Origin of the sequence: Microcoleus sp. MON1_C1 (assembly GCF_036701945.1) — a bacterium.
Lineage (GTDB): Bacteria > Cyanobacteriota > Cyanobacteriia > Cyanobacteriales > Microcoleaceae > Microcoleus.
Map to the genome: position 1 here is coordinate 3623 of NZ_JAUBRO010000078.1, position 17614 is coordinate 21236.

Below are 17614 nucleotides of genomic sequence, written 5' to 3' on the forward strand. Positions count from 1 at the left end.
GGTGCCGCCGCTAACGCTGTCGTCGCCGTCGTCGCCGCTAACGTTGTCGCTGCCGCCACCGCCGATCACGGTATCGTCGCCGGTGCCGCCGCTAACGCTGTCGTCGCCGTCGTCGCCGCTAACGTTGTCGCTGCCGCCACCGCCGATCACGGTATCGTTACCGATGCCGCCGCTAACGTTGTCGTTGCCATCGTCGCCATTGCAAAGGTCGCTGCCGCCACCGCCGATTACAGTATCGTTATCTTTGCCGCCGTTAACGGTATCGTTGCCGTCGCCACCGCTAACGTTGTCCTTGCCTGTGTCGCCCCTGACGGTATCGTTGCCTTCGCCGCCCTCGCACTTGTCGTCGCCTTTGCCGCCATAGACGGTATCGTTGCCGGCGCCGCCGTCAACGTCATCATTTCCTTCGTTGCCGTGTACCCAGTCGTCGCCGTCATCGCCTTTGCAGATGTCGTTGCCGCTGTCGCCCATCACGGTATCGTTGTCTTTACCGCCGTTAAGGGTGTCGTTGCCTTTGCCGCCCTTAACCTTGTCGTTGTTACGATCGCCTCTTATTTCATCGTCGTTATCGCCGCCCTCGCAATCGTCGTCATCTTTACCAGCGTAGATTCTACGTTTGTTGCGGCCGTTTCCTTTGATTATTTTGTCTTTGCCTTTTTTGCCGTATATCTCCTCGTTAGCGTCCGTGGGGACAATTACGTCATCGTCATCAGTACCCAATAGGGTTCGACGGCGATCGTCGATGCCGTTGCCATCATCTATGTCATTGTCATCAGTACCTCCCAAAGTCTGGAAAGCGATGCCGCTGTCATCATCGTCGTCGCCCGCACCTTCTTCGGGTGTCGTAACTTGGTCGTTATCGGCCAAGGTGCCAAGCTCTCTTGCGATCGCTTCCTCAATCGCTTTCTCAGCGGAAATTTTAGGGGTGTTATTGTTTAAACCCCTGACAGGATTTTGTGTTTCATCTGGCTTGGGAAAAAGTGTTCCCGATTTATTTTCTAACGCCAATCGTTCTTCCATCGTTGATATTTCCCAAAGAATGGTAAGCTTCTTACAATCACTTTATCACTAAGCAGGAGGCAGCAGAAGAAAAAATCTAACTTCATACTTTCGCCTACTAGAGGAGCTGCTCTCCTCATCTTTACTATTATAGATGCCACTTAAACTGCAAGGGTTTTCTTTACTGTGTTGCGAGTTTTATCTTCTGCCATTGCGAACCAAAATTAATTGATCCGCCACCTACACCGTAAGCGCTGCGCCGAAGCGCCGAGCTGTTTAGATGTTCTCCGTAGTTTCTACAGTAAGCTGCGCCGAAGGGCTCTTGATTGTAGATTTTCTACGTAATTTCTACAGTGAAATAGCTGAATTTAAACTCGCAACTTACAACTCCCAAATAACTACCCAAAACCTGTATCCCCAAAATTTTACCCTTGCTTTTGTTGCGAGCTCGGCTGAGTGCATTGAATTTTTCTAACACTCCCAGCTTTGACAAATCCTTCCCTGACTTAGGATTTGAATCTCTTGACTAAACGACTGGACGCTTCTAATTTTAGTTCCCGATGAGTAATTAGAAATTTAGATAATTCGCCCGGGTAAATATTTGTTCTAATTTTTGGTTGCACAATTTTCTCTCGATTCGAGGAAACCTCGCGAACTGAGAAAAAAATTTTTTTTCGGATCAATACTAAGAGTTAGGCAAAAATATCTCTATCTCAATACAGATTGTCTAATGGGTCAATAAATGGTATAGGACAGAAGTCGTTTTTGGTGCAAGTTGCAAGCTCGATCGGCATTTTGAGCGGGAATGACCCACGGCGAGGCTGCGAAACCCTATTGTTTTGTAGAGGCTTCGCTACCAAATCAAATAATTCTCCGAGAAACCGGCCTGATGAGGTGTAATCCTCTAGATGCCAAAAATGATGGTTGCTTGAGAGTACCGGAATAATTTGATTGCCGTTGTATTGTTGAGAGTTCTTGGCTGCTTACGTTTATTTTTGCTGTTTAACTTTAACTAAATTAAGAGAGTTAAATAAAAAGTTTCCTATATCATAAAAGCGGTAAATTAGCAATAAGTTATTAGCAATTATCGACGGTCAACTATTGATTACCGATCGCCACTGAGGTCTTAAGGATGAGGGCGGAGGGCTTACGGATGAGAACCCAGGGCTGACCAATTAATTAATTGACACAAAATCAAGATTACACATGGGGGGTTGGTGGTACAGGATAAGCGGTAAAGACCGCTTGACCGATCGGCAAAAAAAATAAAATACTCAACTTTGCCTGCGATATTGCCCTGAAACCGGTTGGCGTGAGCCGAAGTAATTTTAATAAGAACTAGAGATCCGCCTGGTAAAGTGCCTCCAATTTAACTTTACTCAGCAATGAGAAACTCAAGTTCACGACGAATCTAAAGGGGTCTGCGGTAGAGGTGCAAAATGTTAAAGATAGGAAGATTGGAGAAAATTCGGCTTTCACCGAGCCACAGGGCAATCAAAACTAATAAACTGTTATTAAAGTACAACTTTTATATTCTCAAAGTGTTTGAACAAATATATATGACCCTAGCGATCGCCCGATCGGGGGAAGCGCATTCAGAAACTTTGATAGAAAGAGTAAAAAATATGTTGCCGAGTGCTATTGCTAGCCACAAAAACGCAGGCAAATTCAGAATTAAGGCGGGAGGGCGCTAAATCCGTGAGCCAGGAATTTCAACTCTCAGTCACCCCTGTTGGGGACGACGAATATCTAGTGCGGACAGAAAGGGTTGCACCCGGTGTACCCTTAGCCGAACAACAAGTCCGCTGGCCGATCGACGAATGGCTTGCACTGTCTGCTCAACTGATGAACGACCCGCTGGTGGGCTTGCTCCAGGGAAAAGTAGTACAGGGAAGCAATTTGGCTGGTCGCGGCCTCTCCCGTTCGGGAAACAACTCAGCGCCCAATTTAGTAGCCCTGGGGCAACAATTATACAGCGGGCTGTTTCAAGGAAACTTGCGCGATAGCTGGACTTGCGCTCAAGGCATCGCCCAGCACCGCCGAGAAGTGCTGCAACTGCGACTCGGACTCAAAGGCCGGCGCTTGCCGCGGCTGCCGTGGGAAGTTCTGCACGCCGGCGATCGCCCTTTGGCAACCGGCACCGATGTCGTGTTTTCTCGCTACCAACCAGGTACAAGTTTGTTCAAACAAACCCGGATAGTGCCTAGTAGCGGGCCACTAAAAATTTTAATGGCGATCGCCTCTCCGAGCGATCGAGACAGCTTGCAGCTCAAGCGAGAAGTGCTCCACCTGCAACAAGAACTCCAAAACCGCAGCGCTAATCCTCTCAAAAACAGCCCGCATTCTCCGGAAATTCAACTGACTATTCTCGAACAGCCCGATCGAGAACAACTTACCCAAGCCCTAGAACAAGGGCACTACCAAGTCCTGCACTACGCAGGCCACAGCAACTTAGGTTCCAGAGGTGGCGAACTCTACCTAGTCAGCAGCCGCACCGGCTTAACCGAAACCTTGAGTGGCGACGACTTAGCTGGATTGCTTGTTAACAACGGTATTCAGATGGCCGTGTTCAACTCCTGCCGCGGCGCCTACGGCGATCCCTCAGACCTCGCGGACGACAGCCCGGAACGGAACTTAACCGAAGCTCTAGTGAAGCGGGGCATTCCGGCAGTGCTAGCAATGGCAGAAAGCATCCCCGACGATGTAGCCCTAACTCTGACGCGGTTGTTTTACCGCAACCTCAATCAAGGCTATCCAGTCGATCTGAGCCTGAGCCGGGCCAGAGCTGGGCTAATTTCTGCCTACGGTTCTCACCAGCTATACTGGGCTTTGCCCATTCTCTACCAGCACCCGGACTTTGACGGCTATCTGATCGGTGGCCCAGCCCACAGCGCGACATCCGGGTCTCGGGTGCAAATAATCGCGTCGGGAACGCCGCCGGCTCTGGCGGGTACAGAATGGAGTGCGCCACCTTCACTCTCGGCGATCGCCCAATACCCGCCAATCCCAGCCAATCGATCGCATGAGTCAGACAGTTCTGACGGCGAAGTCTGGGAATATTTTCCCGACCAATTAAAAGATCGCAGGGATTGGGTTCACCAGAACGATCGATTCGATGCCACTAATTCACCGAACTCACCGACGGCTTCGCCGTCCTCTATTCCTAATTCTGAGTCTTCGGCGATCCAAGCAACTCGCGCCGCTGCACCGACTCAGAAACCGTTAAAAAAACCGGGGTTGAAAACATCTGTCGCCCTAATGCTTTGCTTATTGCCCGTTGCTTTGAGTGCTGGCTTTTTCGGGTGGCGCTACTCGCACCAGCGGGACACGAAACCTGAAGAGTTACTACCGGCGGTACGGACTCCCCTGTCGCAAAATTACCTGCAACAACGTCACTAAAAGCGATCGCCCACTGCTATGCGGAATTTACACCCTCTTGGTCTGGCTCCAAACTGGGTGGGGTTTTTGCTGGCCGTTCGCGATCGGCTGCCGGTGGAAAAGCGATCGAAAGTATGCTGCTCGATCGAATGTCGGACTTACCTTCATCAAGCCGGTTTTTACCGAAAATAAGCAGCAGCGCAACCAAGCATCTAGGAAGAAACCGGGTTTCTCGTCGAGAGAGTAAGTCCGGGACTGCTTGATATAGAATTCGTCAGTCGATTGTAGATTTTCGACTTCGGCTTGAGCCCGGAGTCGAAGGATTTGAGATTTTAGATTTACTCCACAGATGAATCTGGAAGCTTGAACAAGAGTCTAAAATTTTGATCTCTCCACGACAGGAGTCGGTGGCTTATATGCGTTTTTGGGCGGGCTGATTCGGCAGCAGGAGCATTCGTCATTCCGCACAAGACCATAAAAGCCAGAGTTGCAACAATTAAGAACGTCCTCACCGTCAGTGCGGTTGGTATATTTCACAATAATTAATTATGGAAGTGGCTGTGAGTTTGACGCGCCCCTCCAGTTGGTGGATAAATTTTGAGAGTCTGGCAGTTTACAGGCCACGAGTGGAAACCAATATATTTCCATCGAAACTCCATGTCGGGAACCGCTGATAATTTTTAGTGCATCAAACATTTAAGCGGTTGTGCATTTAACTCGGTCTTTTTCAATTCCCCTGTGGAAATAACCTCAAGTTCTCTGGCTTGTGGCCGTAGGAGGAAGATTTTCCCGAGTTCCCCCTAGACATCTACTGATTCCTGGCGAAGTGTTAAGAGTCGCGAAGCAATCTCGCCCGATCCAAACTATTCCCCTCTTAGTGGCTGCCGGATGTTTCTGCCGCCGCGCCCATTGAGTCGGGTTTTAGCTTAAACCCGTTTACCGAAGAGGTGAAATTTCCTTCAATTTTTACCGGATTGCCTTCCCCAGACTGCGTTCTGTGCAAGTTATATGCCCAACACCTTAATAGAAGATTGCTCGTTGGTATTTGGGGTTTTGAGGGGATTTCCCGCCCGAAAAATAGGGTTTATACTATTTTAGATTTTAGATTTTAGATTTTAGATTGAAGAATTGGGAATGACTTATTCCATAAGGGTTTGGAGTACGGGGCTACAGTTGGATTCTTTTTGTAAAGTGATTTTGCAAGTAGCTGGCAGGGGCATCGAGAACAAGTGCTGCCTCCCCTTGTTGAGGTAAAAGTTAACCCCGGCCGGTAAATGCTGTCGGCAGATTTGCAGCGGCCGCGCTCTAGGTATTTCGATTCATGGCTGTCTTGTTTTTACCTTGACCACAGACTCGATCGGGGATTGGTGAATGCAGGGAACAGACTTTACTGTAACAAAGTAAAGCATTTAATTTGCGACAATAATTCCCCGCGCGATCGCTCAGAGGCTTACACAAGCATTTGGGCCGCGAGGAGCAAATTGATCGCCCTTCGAGCATCCTTACTTGCACCCCCGGTCTTGAGGCGGCAAAAATTTATCCAGAATCTTAATATTCAGAATTCTTAGTATTGACAGTGAAACAAAGTTAATCTAATGTGTTGTAATTGATATAAGTAAAGTCCAATAAGCGAGGTACGGTCAATGGCAGAAACAGCTACAGCACCCTTAACAGGAAAAGGTCTGCTTCAAAAAATCAAAGGCAGTGATTTGCCGCGCAGAGAACTTGCAAAGCTTTGCGGCTACTTCACTGTCAGCAAAAGTGGAGAAACCCGGATTAATCTGGCTGAGTTTTACGATGCAGTGTTAGCTGCTAAGGGCATTGAGCTAGAGAAGTCGAAAGCAGACGGACGCGGGCGAGAAGCGAGTTATCGAGCTAGCGTTCACAAGAATGGTTCGATCGTGATCGGGGCAAATTATACCCAAGAAATGGGATTAAAGCCGGGAGACGAGTTTGAAATTAAGCTCGGATACAAGCACATTCGCTTGATTCAGATCGATGTGGACAGACCGGATGTGGAATTGGATGATGAAGAGGAGGATACAGAAGAATAGAGGCGATCGCGAGGCAGTCAGCCGATAGCAAGGCGACTGGATTTGGCATTCGCTACACGAGTATTTGCGCGCCACCCTTCGATGGAACTGATGAGCTGTCTTGACTATTTCTATTTTCTCTTGTCCCGCAAAGACTACAGTGCCTCTGAACTTCGCAAAAAGGGGCAAGAGAAAGGTTTTGGCAATGAGGAAATATTGGAGGCGATCGCGCAAATTCAAGACCGCGGCTATCAGTCCGACACTCGCTTGGTGGCAAACTCGATCGCCTCTGCAGCAGGCAAATACGGGAAGTCGGCCATCAAGCGCAAATGCCTGCAAAAAGGAATTACCAACGATTTGTTCGAGCAAGTCTGGGAAGAAGAAATTGCCGAAAATCAGGACTCCGAAGCAGAAAAACTGGCCGAATTAAAAGCCAAAGTCATGCGGAAATACAAGATCGATACTTGGGGTAAAGCAGATCCGAAAACCAAGGGCAAAGTCTTGAATTACCTGCAATACAGGGGCTTTAATGCATTTGAAATTTGGCGGCAGTGGCAAACAGAAGAAGATGACGAGTAAATAGTAGGGCCACGCAAATAGGTGCGGCCCAGATAGGCAAGCACAACTACACTGCTGCCGACGGGGCTAAAGTGTAAGTTCTGAGTTTTTGTAAATGTATGTCAATCCTCAGCGTTGACTAAATAAGATTCGTAGATCTGCCGGTGTCTGGCTAAAAGCTCGAGATATTTCTCGTTGATTTTGGCCAGCATCCATTTTTCGTGAAAAATGGCGGCGGATTCTGCTTTCACCGGATCTGCTTGTAGCGGCAAAATATCTTTTCGAGCAGCGGTTTGCTCTGCAACAGACTTCAGCTTCTGAGGGTTTTGCTGGTATTTTCGACCGCTTTTGTGGTTGGCGTAGCGACGCGATCGAGTATACCCCATCTGCAAGAACTTGCGGGCCATGTCGGCTCCCACAAAATCTTCGCGATCGAGATACTCTAAAAACAAGGAGTAAATTTTGCTGCTGGACTCTCTGGCAATTTCAGGAGTCTTAAATCTCCAGAAAGGCAGAATTTCTCCTTTGTAGGGTTCCACCAACAGCACTCCCTGTTCTCCTTTCCCTACGCGATAAAGTTCCGGGTGCTGTCGAAAGTCGATGTTCTTAAAATCCAAAGAGTAGTCGAACTGCTTCATTGGGCATTTTCTGTTCTATCTGGAACTATAGAAGCCCGGGGTTTACCTTCGTCTGGTTGGGTATAAACCCAGGCCCAAGCAATGAAGACAGCTTGAAAAGGCAGCCTGAACCAATACAGTAATTGGTTGTGGGGAATCCCTTCTATCGGAATGTTGTTGACGGCTTGATTGATATTAGCTGGAAACACGGCAATAAACAAGGCAATTAATCCCCATGCCGCCGCCCTGCTGACAGGAGGAACTAACAGCCCAATGCCACCCAAAATCTCGAAAAAACCGCTGATATAAACCAAGGCTTCTGGGTAAGGAAGCTGGGGCGGCACGATTCGGATAAAAGGTGTCGGCACTGCAAAGTGCAGCACGCCTACAATACTCATAGCTACTGCGAGGATAACTCGCCAAATTTCTTTTTGACTTTTCATGGGCAATGGGTAATTAATAATTGTTAAATTGCTGCGATAAGGCTTGCCAAATTACGCTGTCTGGGATCTAGAGGGCCATAAAACTGACATCCAAAAATTCCAGCTTTCCGGGTTTGTCTGCTCTTGCTGGTGGCTGTAACGATTTTATTGCGTAGAAAAACCTGGTTTCTGGGTAACTCCCAGACAAGTTTTCACAGCCCCAAACTGGAGGTAGCGAGAACTGGAATCGCAGGTCTGGGCGTTGACTGCCAAAAACAGATAGCGCGCATTTTGATAACAAGATTTTAATGTCTAGTTCCCTGCTGCTGTCTCTATCTTCGGGTAGTAAAACAGGATTTTTGTTCCGGCTCTGGCTGCGTTAGCGGCCAAACCAGCGGGGGATTTTCTCGATTGACAAATGGGCCACAGCCTAACATTAAATAAATCCTCGCGGGAATTGATGAGTGCGATTACTGTTACTTTTGACCTTGCCTTGCAGGCGATTTCCTACCCTTCACCGAAGGCACGCGCATTCGGGATAGCTTCGCTCGCGCGTACCTGGATGAGACTAAATAATGCGAGTAATTTGTCAAGAACTTTTAGAATTATTTAAGATTGGCGCTTTGAGAATTATTGGGAGAGGCAATTCCAGAACGCTCTGTAATTAAAATTACCCTCTAAAGTAAGGGTTTTGTCAACTTCCCACAGATGTTATAATGAATGAAATTATTGAATTTGCTAAAAAGCCGATCGTCGTAGCAACTCCCTAACCATCCTGCTGGAATTCAAAATAGTCACCAACGGCAGGAACTTTTTAGCCACCACATTATTCAAAAAGATTGAGCCTCCAAGCGCTGTGTCATTTTTATCTACACGCAATCAATCACCGACGACCATGAACACCTCAATAAACACCTCTAAATTTGGCATAAACCGGATGCTGCGACAATCGCTGTTGCTTGGCATCTTTTCTGCTGCAGCTTTAGCTAGCGGATGGGCGCCCGGTTTGTACACACAATCCCCAAACCTCGTTTTCGGAGCTGCAGCCCAAGCTCAAGAAATTAGCAGCGAAGAAATTACTAGCTACGCTCGCGCTGTGTTGGCAATAGAACCCAGACGGGTGGAAGCTTATAACGAAATTAAAAGAATGGCTGGAGGCTCGGTTCCCAGAGTAGTGTGCAATGAAACTCAGGAAATTAATAGGCTGTCTGGAAATTTTCGTGGCATCGCCGTGAATTACTGCCAACAAGCTAAAAAAGCTATCGAAACCTATGGTTTGACAGTTAGTCGCTTCAACCAGCTTACTTTGCTCCAGCAAGCGGACCCGGCAGTCAAACAGCGAATTCAAGCCGAGCTCCTGCGACTGCAACAAGCGGGCAATCAATAAGCTTGATGGTTTGAGTCTTTCTTCCTCTCCCGTTCGTATTAGACTTCTCCATAAAAGCTTGTTAAGGGCAGGCAGGATGCCTAACCGCTACCTCCCCCCAACAATATATTGGAGATTTAAATTGTTCGAGTTCCTAGACGGTAGGCAAAATTTTTTGAAAAAAAAGCGATCGTCTGTGATTAAGTGCTTGACAAAATAACATAAATTTGGTAATGAGACCAGAGCGGGAGCGGTCAGAGAGATGAATATTTTTCAACTTGCTGTAAATTGGAATGAGATATAGCGATCGCCAACACGATTAAGACGTTTTTAATTTCTGAAACATGAGCTGAAGATTGGAACTTCAGTCTTCCTTATTCCTTCGGCTATAAAAAAGATATTCCTCAAAAACTCAAGTTCAAGTGAATTGCTCTGAGGAATAGAATATAAAAATGCTAACCTTCACAAAACATTTACCTGCAAATCCCGATGCTATTGTCAGCTTTACTTTACAAATGACATCGGACGATCGCACTCGCAGCCGTCACCGATTCGAGACGGAGACGGGGGAAAAGCTGCACCTGAGTTTGCCCAGAGGTACGGTACTGCGCGATCGAGATTTATTGCAGTCGGAAGACGGTAGCTGTTTGGTACTGGTAAGTGCAAAACCCGAACCGGTGCTGACAGCGCGGGCATCAAGTCCGCTGTTACTGATGCGGGCGGCTTATCATTTAGGAAACCGTCACGTAGCTTTAGAAATTGCCGATAATTATTTAAGGCTTTCTCCCGACTCTGTATTGCAGGGAATGCTAGAAAAAATGGGTTTGGAAGTAACAGAGGAAATTGTGCCGTTTCAGCCGGAAATGGGCGCTTACGGGCACAGCCATTAGATTTTAGATTTTAGATTTACTCCCACCTTGGAATCAGAGGGCTTATAACCAAATTAGTTTCGGTCATTCAAGAAGGAAGAAGTCAACAGTCAACAGTCAACAGTCAACAGTGAACAATCAACTTTTATGTTTGTTACAGCTAGCTTTTGCACCTGTGGGAGCTTATAGTTATTCAGAGGGAATCGAAAGTCTCGTAGAAACCGGTGCGATCGACAGCGAGATTACTTTGAAAAATTGGTTAGAAAATTCGCTGCAATTCGGGGCTGTTCGAGTAGAAGCCGCTGTGGTGGTAAGGGCTTTGAGGGCGGCAAAGATAGGGGATTTGACTGCTTTGAATTACTGGAATGCTTGGGCGACTGCTACTAAGGAAACAGAAGAGTTGCGCTTGCAAAGTTGGCAAATGGGGCGGACTTTGGTCAGGTTGCTGCTGGATTTGCGTGAAGTGAAGCTATCCCGCAGGGAATCGCCCGTTGCTTCTGGCTTAACAACAATTGTAAAAGAATTTGTGGAATCTGCCAGCAATCAGTGCAATTTTGCGATCGGCTTTGGCATTGCCGCCGCCAACTGGCAGATAGAAGAGGAAGCGGCCGTGTTAGGATATTTGTACAGTTGGGCTGCCAATTTGGCGAGTGCGGGCGTGAAACTGATTCCCCTCGGTCAAACAGCCGGTCAACAGTTACTGTTAGATTTGCAGTCTCAAATTAGCTGTACTGCCCAAGAAGTTTTAAAATTAGAAGATGATGAGATTGCTAGTTGCAGTTGGGGGTTAGCCCTAGCTAGTATGGCGCACGAAACTCAGTACACTCGGTTATTTCGGAGTTGAAAATCAGAAAATCTAAAATCTAAAATCTAAAATCGCTATGGGTGCTTTTCGTCTAGGAATTGCTGGGCCGGTTGGTTCGGGAAAAACTGCTTTACTGGATGCTTTGTGCAAGGCGCTGCGGCAGCAATACCAGATTGCTGTAGTTACTAATGATATCTATACTCAGGAAGATGCCCAGTTTTTGGTTCGCAGTCAAGCTTTGGAGAGCGATCGAATTTTGGGCGTAGAAACGGGAGGCTGTCCCCACACAGCCATCCGCGAAGATGCTTCCATTAACTTAGTAGCTATAGAAGAGTTAGAGCATAAATTCACTGATTTAGATTTAGTCTTTGTAGAAAGCGGCGGCGATAACTTGGCGGCAACTTTTAGCCCGGAGTTGGTGGATTTGACAATTTACGTAATCGATGTTGCAGCAGGCGATAAAATTCCGCGTAAAGGCGGGCCAGGAATTACTAAATCTGATATGTTGGTAATTAATAAAACAGACCTCGCCCCTTTTGTGGGAGCAGATTTGGGCGTGATGGAACGGGACGCTAAAAAAATGCGAGGCGATAAACCTTTTGTTTTTACTAACTTGAAGACTAAAGAAGGATTGGAATCAGTAGTTAATTTCATCCGCTCCCATATCGCGTAAAACATCAGTCTTCATCTGCGTTCATCTGCCTTCATCTGCGGTTAAAACCCCTAAAAAATATCACCTCACTACCAATTGTTTGACCAAATTAGCCAAACGTTCTGTACTGTCTCTCACTGCTAATTCAGAAGCTGCTTGAGACATTTTTTCCAAATAGTCGGAATCTCTTAACAAATACAACACTTTGCTTTGCAACACATCTGCTGTCAGTTCGCTTTGACGGAATACCACGGCGGCGCCGGCTTTAGCAAATACTTCCGCATTAAATCTTTGGTGGTCGTCAGCGGCGTGAGGAAAAGGAATTAAAATAGAAGGTACTCCCGTCACTGCTAATTCTGTCAGAGCACTCGCGCCCGATCGACTAATTGCTAAATTTGCTCGCTGCAACAAACTCGCCACATTGTCGTAAAATGGCATTGACAAATATTGCTCGTGTTTCAAACTTTCAGCATCCGGGTCATTATTTCCGGTGAGGTGAACCACCCAAGCACCGGCATCAAACCAAGCAGGAGCACACTCGCGCACTAACTTATTGACTGCGACAGCACCTTGAGAGCCGCCCATAACTAAAATTACAGGTACACTGTCAGGAATTGGCAAATTTAGAGGTTGGCGGGCGAGGAATTGCGATCGCACGGGTGTACCAGCAACTACGGTTTTCGCGCCGGGTAAATGCTGGGCTGCTGCTTCAAATCCGATCGCCACAGCAGTGCACAAAGGACTAAACCAGCGCGTCACCTTCCCGGGAATTGCATTAGATTCGTGGAGAATTACCGGCAAACCCAAAGAACGGGCCGCTAGAATTGCCGGTGCTGCGATGTAACCGCCGGTAGTAAAGACTCCCTGAAAATTTCCCGCTTTGAGCAACTTCCGCACCTGAAGGATCGAGCCGGCGAGTCCGCCCAAAATTCGCAGTGTACCGAGCCCAAATCCCTGCTGAAAGCCTTCAACGGCGATCGTGTGGAGGGGGTAAAGGGATGAAACTAACTGGGTTTCCATGCGGTCTGGGACTCCTAGCCATTCGATCTGACAGTCGTTCAACTGCCCAGCGGTGGCGATGGCGGGAAATAAATGTCCACCAGTGCCGCTAGCTGCAACCAACAACCGGAGGGGGGCTTTTGTCAAGGTATTTGTTTCTTTTTTTACAAGTACAAGTTCCACAGGTCGATCAATTTTATATTTGAGGTTTTAGATTATTATGCTTATTATTCCGGCAGTTTCAGCCAATTTTGAATCAGCCATCTAAAATTAGATTGTGCCGTGTCCCTGCTTCCGTTGTCAGTTTTCGTTGCAGGCGAACAGTTGCCCAAGCTACGACCCCTGACAAATAACCAAATTATCATCTAATGCGTAATTTTTTGAATTTAGTGCCAAGTGCATCTCAGTATTTTTCCAGCCGTCGGGACAAAAAACCCGATCGCGCGATCGTTTTTGGCTTTAACTGCGGGCAGTCGATCGCTCAAATGTTGTTATGTTTAACAGTGGTAAGTGCTGGCGTGCTGCATCCTAGTGCGGCAAGAGCGATCGGTGCGATCGCGGCGACTCCCCGAACGATCGCCCAAACCCCTGCAAATGCGCCTGCGCCACTCACAAAAGTGCTAACAGAAATTGACGCAGCGGCCAACCGGCGCGATGTCAAAGCAGTCATGGCCTTTTACAGCCCGAATTTCACTCATTCTGACGGCTTAAACAGCCAAAGCATGGCCAAAGCCCTCACCCAACTCTGGAATCGATATCCGAGTTTAAATTACCGCACCGAGATCCAATCTTGGAAAAGCGAAGGTAGCGCGATTCTCGCAGAAACCATAACTACAATTTCCGGCACTCAAAAAAAGGATGGCAGAGAATTAACTCTCAAAGCTACCATCCGTTCCCAGCAGCGCTTTGAAGGTGAAAAAATAGTTAGTCAAGAGATTTTAGCAGAACAAACTCAGCTTAGTTCAGGGCAAAATCCTCCCACAATTCAAGTGAATTTTCCGGATCAAGTTAAGGTGGGCGAAGAGTACCATTTTGATGCCATTGTGCGAGAGCCGATCGGCGATGATATTTTAATAGGGACTGTTTTGGAGGAACCCATTAGCGAAAAAACCTTTTTTAATCCCTCAGAAGTCGAGCTGGAGTTGTTAAATTCCGGGGGAATTTTTAAAGTAGGTAAAGCTCCGGCTACGCCCGAAAATCGGTGGGTTTCAGCAGTTTTGATGCGACAAGGCGGAATTGCAACCGTTAGTGTGCGATTGCGGGTTGTCAAATAATAAAATAGGTGTTATGGGCATGGGGCATGGGGCATGGGGCATGGGTAATGGGTGATTGGTGATTAGTAAGTTGTATAGCGGTTATTAGTCACACGAGGTACATATTTGAAGATAAAAAATCTCATTAAAGGAATTAAACATACCTCACTATAGCAATCCTTGCAGGAGTCGTAAATTTTTGACCCTACCCCAACCCTCCCCTTATCAAGGGGAGGGAGTAAGAAATTAACACATGATTTAGGATGGCTATATAGCGATAAAGGCTATAGCAAATAACAACTAACAAATAAAGAAACTAACAAATAACCAATGACGACAGTCAACAAACAGTCAACAAACAGTCAACAGCCAACAGTCAACTAACAACTGACAAAAAATGATTTCTATCCAAAACCAAATTGTTTTCATTACAGGTGCGAGTAGCGGTATCGGAGCAGCCTGTGCCAAGATATTCGCCAAAGGAGGAGCCAAACTAATTTTAGCAGCCCGCCGCCTTGAAAAGCTCGATCGACTGGCCAACGAACTTGTAGAAACAAAATCCATCGCATCGGCGAACGAGATTTATTTGCTCGAATTGGACGTGCGCGATCGCCCGCAAATGGAATCGGCGATAACTGCGCTTCCCGATGCCTGGAAAAGCATCGATATTCTGATTAACAATGCGGGATTGAGCCGTGGTTTAGACAAACTGCACGAAGGCAACTTCCAAGATTGGGAAGAAATGATTGATACCAATGTTAAAGGCTTGCTTTACATGACTCGCGCGATCGTGCCTGGAATGGTAAACCGAGGCCGCGGTCACGTAGTGAATATCGGCTCAATAGCAGGCCGCCAAGCTTATCCGAAAGGTAATGTTTATTGCGCTTCCAAAGCAGCAGTGAGAGCTATTTCCGAAGGGTTGAAACAAGACCTTTTGGGAACACCCGTGCGCGTGACGGAAATAGAGCCGGGTTTGGTGGAAACAGAATTTAGCAATGTGCGGTTTCACGGCGATGCAGAAAAAGCCAAAAATGTCTATCAAGGATTGACACCGCTGACTGCTGACGATGTAGCCGATGTCGTGTATTTTTGCGCGACGCGATCGCCCCATGTCAATATTAGCGAAGTCTTGCTAGTTCCGACAGATCAAGCTAGTGCAACTCTGGTTCACCGAAAAGAGTTGTGAGTTTTTAGTGGTAAGTGTCCGGATTGCGCTCAAATTCTCAGGAAGGTTAATTAGTAGATGCACCCTGATTAATTAACTCCCGACCAATTTTGGTTCGGGGTTTTTTTTGTGATCGCACGCCCTCGCCACAAATTATCCTAAATTCTGCCAAAGTGTCCTGAAAGAGGTGCTGTGAGGCGGGAGATTAAATTAGTAGATGCACCCTGATTAATTAACTCCCGACCAATTTTGGTTGGGTTTTTTTTTGCGATCGCACGCAGGGTAAACGCATCTTAACTTGAACCCAAAATATGCTACAGTTAAATCCGACTAAATTTCAATGTAGTTTATTGTAGTTTATTGGTGCTATCAATGGCAAGAGGTTTTAGTAAAGCTGTAACTTCCCAACAAAAACAAACAGATTCATTGAAGGAAGTGAATATTTTAAATGCCAGTTTTTTAGAGAATTTTGCCAATTTGAACGACCCAAGAATAGAAAGAAGTAAAGAAAATTTACTCAAAGATATTATTGCGATTGCGATTCTAGCTATCATCAGTGGTGCAGACGGATGGGTGGCAATAGAAGCCTATGGTAACGCCAAATATGAATGGTTGAAAAGCTTTCTAGAATTACCGAATGGTATACCATCTCATGACACATTTAGTCGGGTATTTGCCCGAATTGAACCACAACAGTTTCAAGAATGTTTTTTGAGTTGGGTAAATGCCATAGTCGGGGAATTAGAACTAAACGTGATTGCCATTGATGGCAAAACAATGAAACAATCTTATGACCGAAATGACCAGCAAAAAGCGCTACATATAGTTACAGCCTGGTCTTCATATCATCAATTAGTTTTAGGGCAAAAAAAGTCGATAAAAAATTTAATGAGCTAACAGCAATTCCGGAATTAATAGAAATGTTAAAAATTGCCGGGACTGTAATAACTATAGACGCTATGGGATGTCAAAAAGACATAAGATCTCTGATTATCAAGAAAAAAGGAGATGATATTTTAGCTTTAAAAGGAAATTAAAAACTCCTATACAAAGCCGTGAAAGAGTGGTTTGAAGTAGCACAAAGAGCAGATTATTTAGGCAAAAAGTATGATTATTATGAACAAGTAGAAGCTGGACATCATCGAGTGGAAAAAAGACAAGTCTGGACTGTGGATGTATCCGAGTTGCCACCTCTGCATAATCAAGAATTATGGAGGGGATTAAAAACAGTTGTCATGATAGTTAGTGAACGACGATTGTGGAATAAAACCACCACGGAACCTCGTTTTTACTTGAGTAGTTTAAGCAGTAATGCTGAGAGAATTGCTGGGGCGATCCGCAGTCATTGGGGCATTAAAAATAGCTTACATTGGACGCTTGATGTTACATTTTGTGAAGATGAAAGCCGGATTCGGAAACAGAACTCTCCCCAAAATTTTGCACTTCTACGTCGGCTAGCAATAAATTTACTGAAACAAGAAAAAACTTCTAAACAAAGTATAAAAATGAAGCGATATCGAGCGGCAATGGACAATAATTATGGCTCTTCAGTAGTTAATATGCTAAATGAATAGCTAAGCCAGGAAAGAAAGAGAAATGAAGCTAGCAAAATATTTGGTAGAGTCATTACCAGGGTTGACAGAGGAAGCTCATTTATTATTAAATATAAGCCCAAGCTAGAGGGGTTAGGTGGATTTAACAGCCATGAGAACGAAAAATGAGATAAAGTTTTTAACAAAGCTGTTGAATATAGAAGGAATAAAAGTAATCTCACATCGCCAGCATGAAGGGATTGGAATAATTTTACAGGTGGAACGAATCGGTAAGGAGAGTAACTGTCCACGTTGTGGAAAAAAAAGTCAGAGATTACATCAAAATCATCGAACTAGCGTCAAAGATTTACCTTGGGGAGAGAACGTTGTATTTTTAGAAATCAACAGACGACAGTTTAAATGTGAAAAATATGGAAAGCCATTTAGTGAAGAGTTGGAGTTGGTCACAAAAAGAAGAACCTATACGAAACGGCTAGCAAGAGCAATAATTCAAGAAGTGTTAGAGAACGATATCCACAGCGTAGCGAAAAAAGGGGTGGTGACAACAGAAGAAATAGAAAGGATGTTAAAAGACGCATCGAAAGAATACTTGAAAGCCAAGCCGAGTGAGTTGAAGAGATTAGGGATAGATGAAATAGCTGTAATTAAAGGAAAAGGCAATTACTGTGCAGTATTAATAGATTTAGAGAAGTCTAAGCTAATCGGGATATTGGCAGGAAGGAAACAAGAAGAAATTAGGGCAGTCCTGCTCGGATGGGGCAAAGAGGTATTAGAGCAAATAGAAGAAGTGAGTATAGATTTGTGGAAAGGTTACAGAAATGTAGTGAGAGACTTGATGCCAAATGCTCAGGTGGTCGCCGACCGATTTGGGAGCATGTCACTTTTGTAGTGAGTAATTATACTCAAGCTGCTTTTCGCTGATTACCAATTAAGCCGTTCAAGTAA

Annotated in this window: 15 protein-coding genes and 2 pseudogenes; 13 read left to right on the forward strand and 4 right to left on the reverse strand. The window is 45.9% G+C overall.

Annotated elements, in window-relative coordinates; genetic code table 11:
- The coding region (locus QUA62_RS27165; protein WP_333407961.1) for a calcium-binding protein at window positions 1-1020 on the reverse strand (1020 nt) is incomplete at its 3' end.
- A 1418-nt stretch (window positions 1021-2438) separates the two neighbouring features.
- Between QUA62_RS27165 and QUA62_RS27170 the strand changes: the two genes are divergently transcribed.
- From QUA62_RS27170 to QUA62_RS27190, 5 genes are all read left to right on the forward strand, one after another.
- Window positions 2439-2693 (forward strand): hypothetical protein, encoded by a 255-nt coding sequence (locus QUA62_RS27170; RefSeq protein WP_006634372.1) that lies wholly within the window; start codon window positions 2439-2441, stop codon window positions 2691-2693.
- A 4-nt stretch (window positions 2694-2697) separates the two neighbouring features.
- The gene (locus tag QUA62_RS27175) at window positions 2698-4398 is read left to right on the forward strand and encodes a CHAT domain-containing protein (RefSeq protein WP_190733588.1); all 1701 of its coding nucleotides are present in this window, start codon (window positions 2698-2700) and stop codon (window positions 4396-4398) included.
- Window positions 4399-4435: 37 nt separating this feature from the next.
- Window positions 4436-4624 (forward strand): hypothetical protein, encoded by a 189-nt coding sequence (locus QUA62_RS27180; protein ID WP_333407962.1) that lies wholly within the window; start codon window positions 4436-4438, stop codon window positions 4622-4624.
- Window positions 4625-6020: 1396 nt separating this feature from the next.
- Complete coding sequence (locus tag QUA62_RS27185) at window positions 6021-6431, forward strand: AbrB family transcriptional regulator (protein ID WP_015177612.1); 411 nt, start codon at window positions 6021-6023, stop codon at window positions 6429-6431.
- A 90-nt stretch (window positions 6432-6521) separates the two neighbouring features.
- The gene (locus QUA62_RS27190) at window positions 6522-6989 is read left to right on the forward strand and encodes a regulatory protein RecX (protein ID WP_006634375.1); all 468 of its coding nucleotides are present in this window, start codon (window positions 6522-6524) and stop codon (window positions 6987-6989) included.
- A 101-nt stretch (window positions 6990-7090) separates the two neighbouring features.
- Here QUA62_RS27190 and QUA62_RS27195 read toward each other — a convergent pair whose 3' ends face one another.
- Window positions 7091-7606 (reverse strand): DUF4385 domain-containing protein, encoded by a 516-nt coding sequence (locus QUA62_RS27195; protein WP_333407963.1) that lies wholly within the window; start codon window positions 7604-7606, stop codon window positions 7091-7093.
- Window positions 7603-8028 carry a DoxX family protein gene (locus tag QUA62_RS27200; RefSeq protein ID WP_333407964.1) on the reverse strand — a complete coding sequence of 142 codons (426 nt, stop codon included), beginning with the start codon at window positions 8026-8028 and terminating at the stop codon, window positions 7603-7605. The genes QUA62_RS27195 and QUA62_RS27200 overlap by 4 nt, the downstream gene beginning before the upstream one ends.
- An 874-nt stretch (window positions 8029-8902) precedes the next feature.
- Between QUA62_RS27200 and QUA62_RS27205 the strand changes: the two genes are divergently transcribed.
- From QUA62_RS27205 to ureG, 4 genes are all read left to right on the forward strand, one after another.
- On the forward strand, window positions 8903-9394 hold the full coding sequence (locus QUA62_RS27205; protein ID WP_333284491.1) for a DUF4168 domain-containing protein: 492 nt from the start codon (window positions 8903-8905) through the stop codon (window positions 9392-9394).
- Window positions 9395-9825: 431 nt separating this feature from the next.
- Window positions 9826-10263, forward strand: a complete 438-nt coding sequence (gene ureE / locus QUA62_RS27210) for an urease accessory protein UreE (protein ID WP_333407965.1) — start codon at window positions 9826-9828, stop codon at window positions 10261-10263.
- Between the two features lie 109 nt (window positions 10264-10372).
- Window positions 10373-11086 (forward strand): urease accessory protein UreF, encoded by a 714-nt coding sequence (locus QUA62_RS27215; RefSeq protein WP_333407966.1) that lies wholly within the window; start codon window positions 10373-10375, stop codon window positions 11084-11086.
- Window positions 11087-11123: 37 nt separating this feature from the next.
- Entirely contained in the window at window positions 11124-11720 is a 597-nt protein-coding gene (gene ureG, locus QUA62_RS27220) for an urease accessory protein UreG (RefSeq protein WP_333407967.1), read from the forward strand.
- Window positions 11721-11780: 60 nt separating this feature from the next.
- Here the strand turns inward: ureG and murG are convergent, their stop codons facing one another.
- A complete protein-coding gene (gene murG / locus QUA62_RS27225) occupies window positions 11781-12845 on the reverse strand; it encodes an undecaprenyldiphospho-muramoylpentapeptide beta-N-acetylglucosaminyltransferase (RefSeq protein WP_333407968.1) in 1065 nt (354 codons plus the stop codon).
- 221 nt (window positions 12846-13066) lie between these two features.
- Here murG and QUA62_RS27230 point away from each other — a divergent pair, with 221 nt between their 5' ends.
- The 4 genes and pseudogenes from QUA62_RS27230 to QUA62_RS27245 all read left to right on the forward strand — a co-directional run.
- Complete coding sequence (locus QUA62_RS27230) at window positions 13067-13972, forward strand: nuclear transport factor 2 family protein (protein ID WP_333407969.1); 906 nt, start codon at window positions 13067-13069, stop codon at window positions 13970-13972.
- Window positions 13973-14348: 376 nt separating this feature from the next.
- Window positions 14349-15137, forward strand: coding sequence for an SDR family oxidoreductase (locus QUA62_RS27235; protein ID WP_333407970.1), 789 nt, complete (start codon window positions 14349-14351; stop codon window positions 15135-15137).
- Between the two features lie 471 nt (window positions 15138-15608).
- Window positions 15609-16690, forward strand: a pseudogene (locus tag QUA62_RS27240) (ISAs1 family transposase).
- Between the two features lie 130 nt (window positions 16691-16820).
- Window positions 16821-17549, forward strand: a pseudogene (locus QUA62_RS27245) (ISL3 family transposase); the annotation flags it as partial.
- Between the last annotated feature and the right edge of the window lie 65 nt (window positions 17550-17614).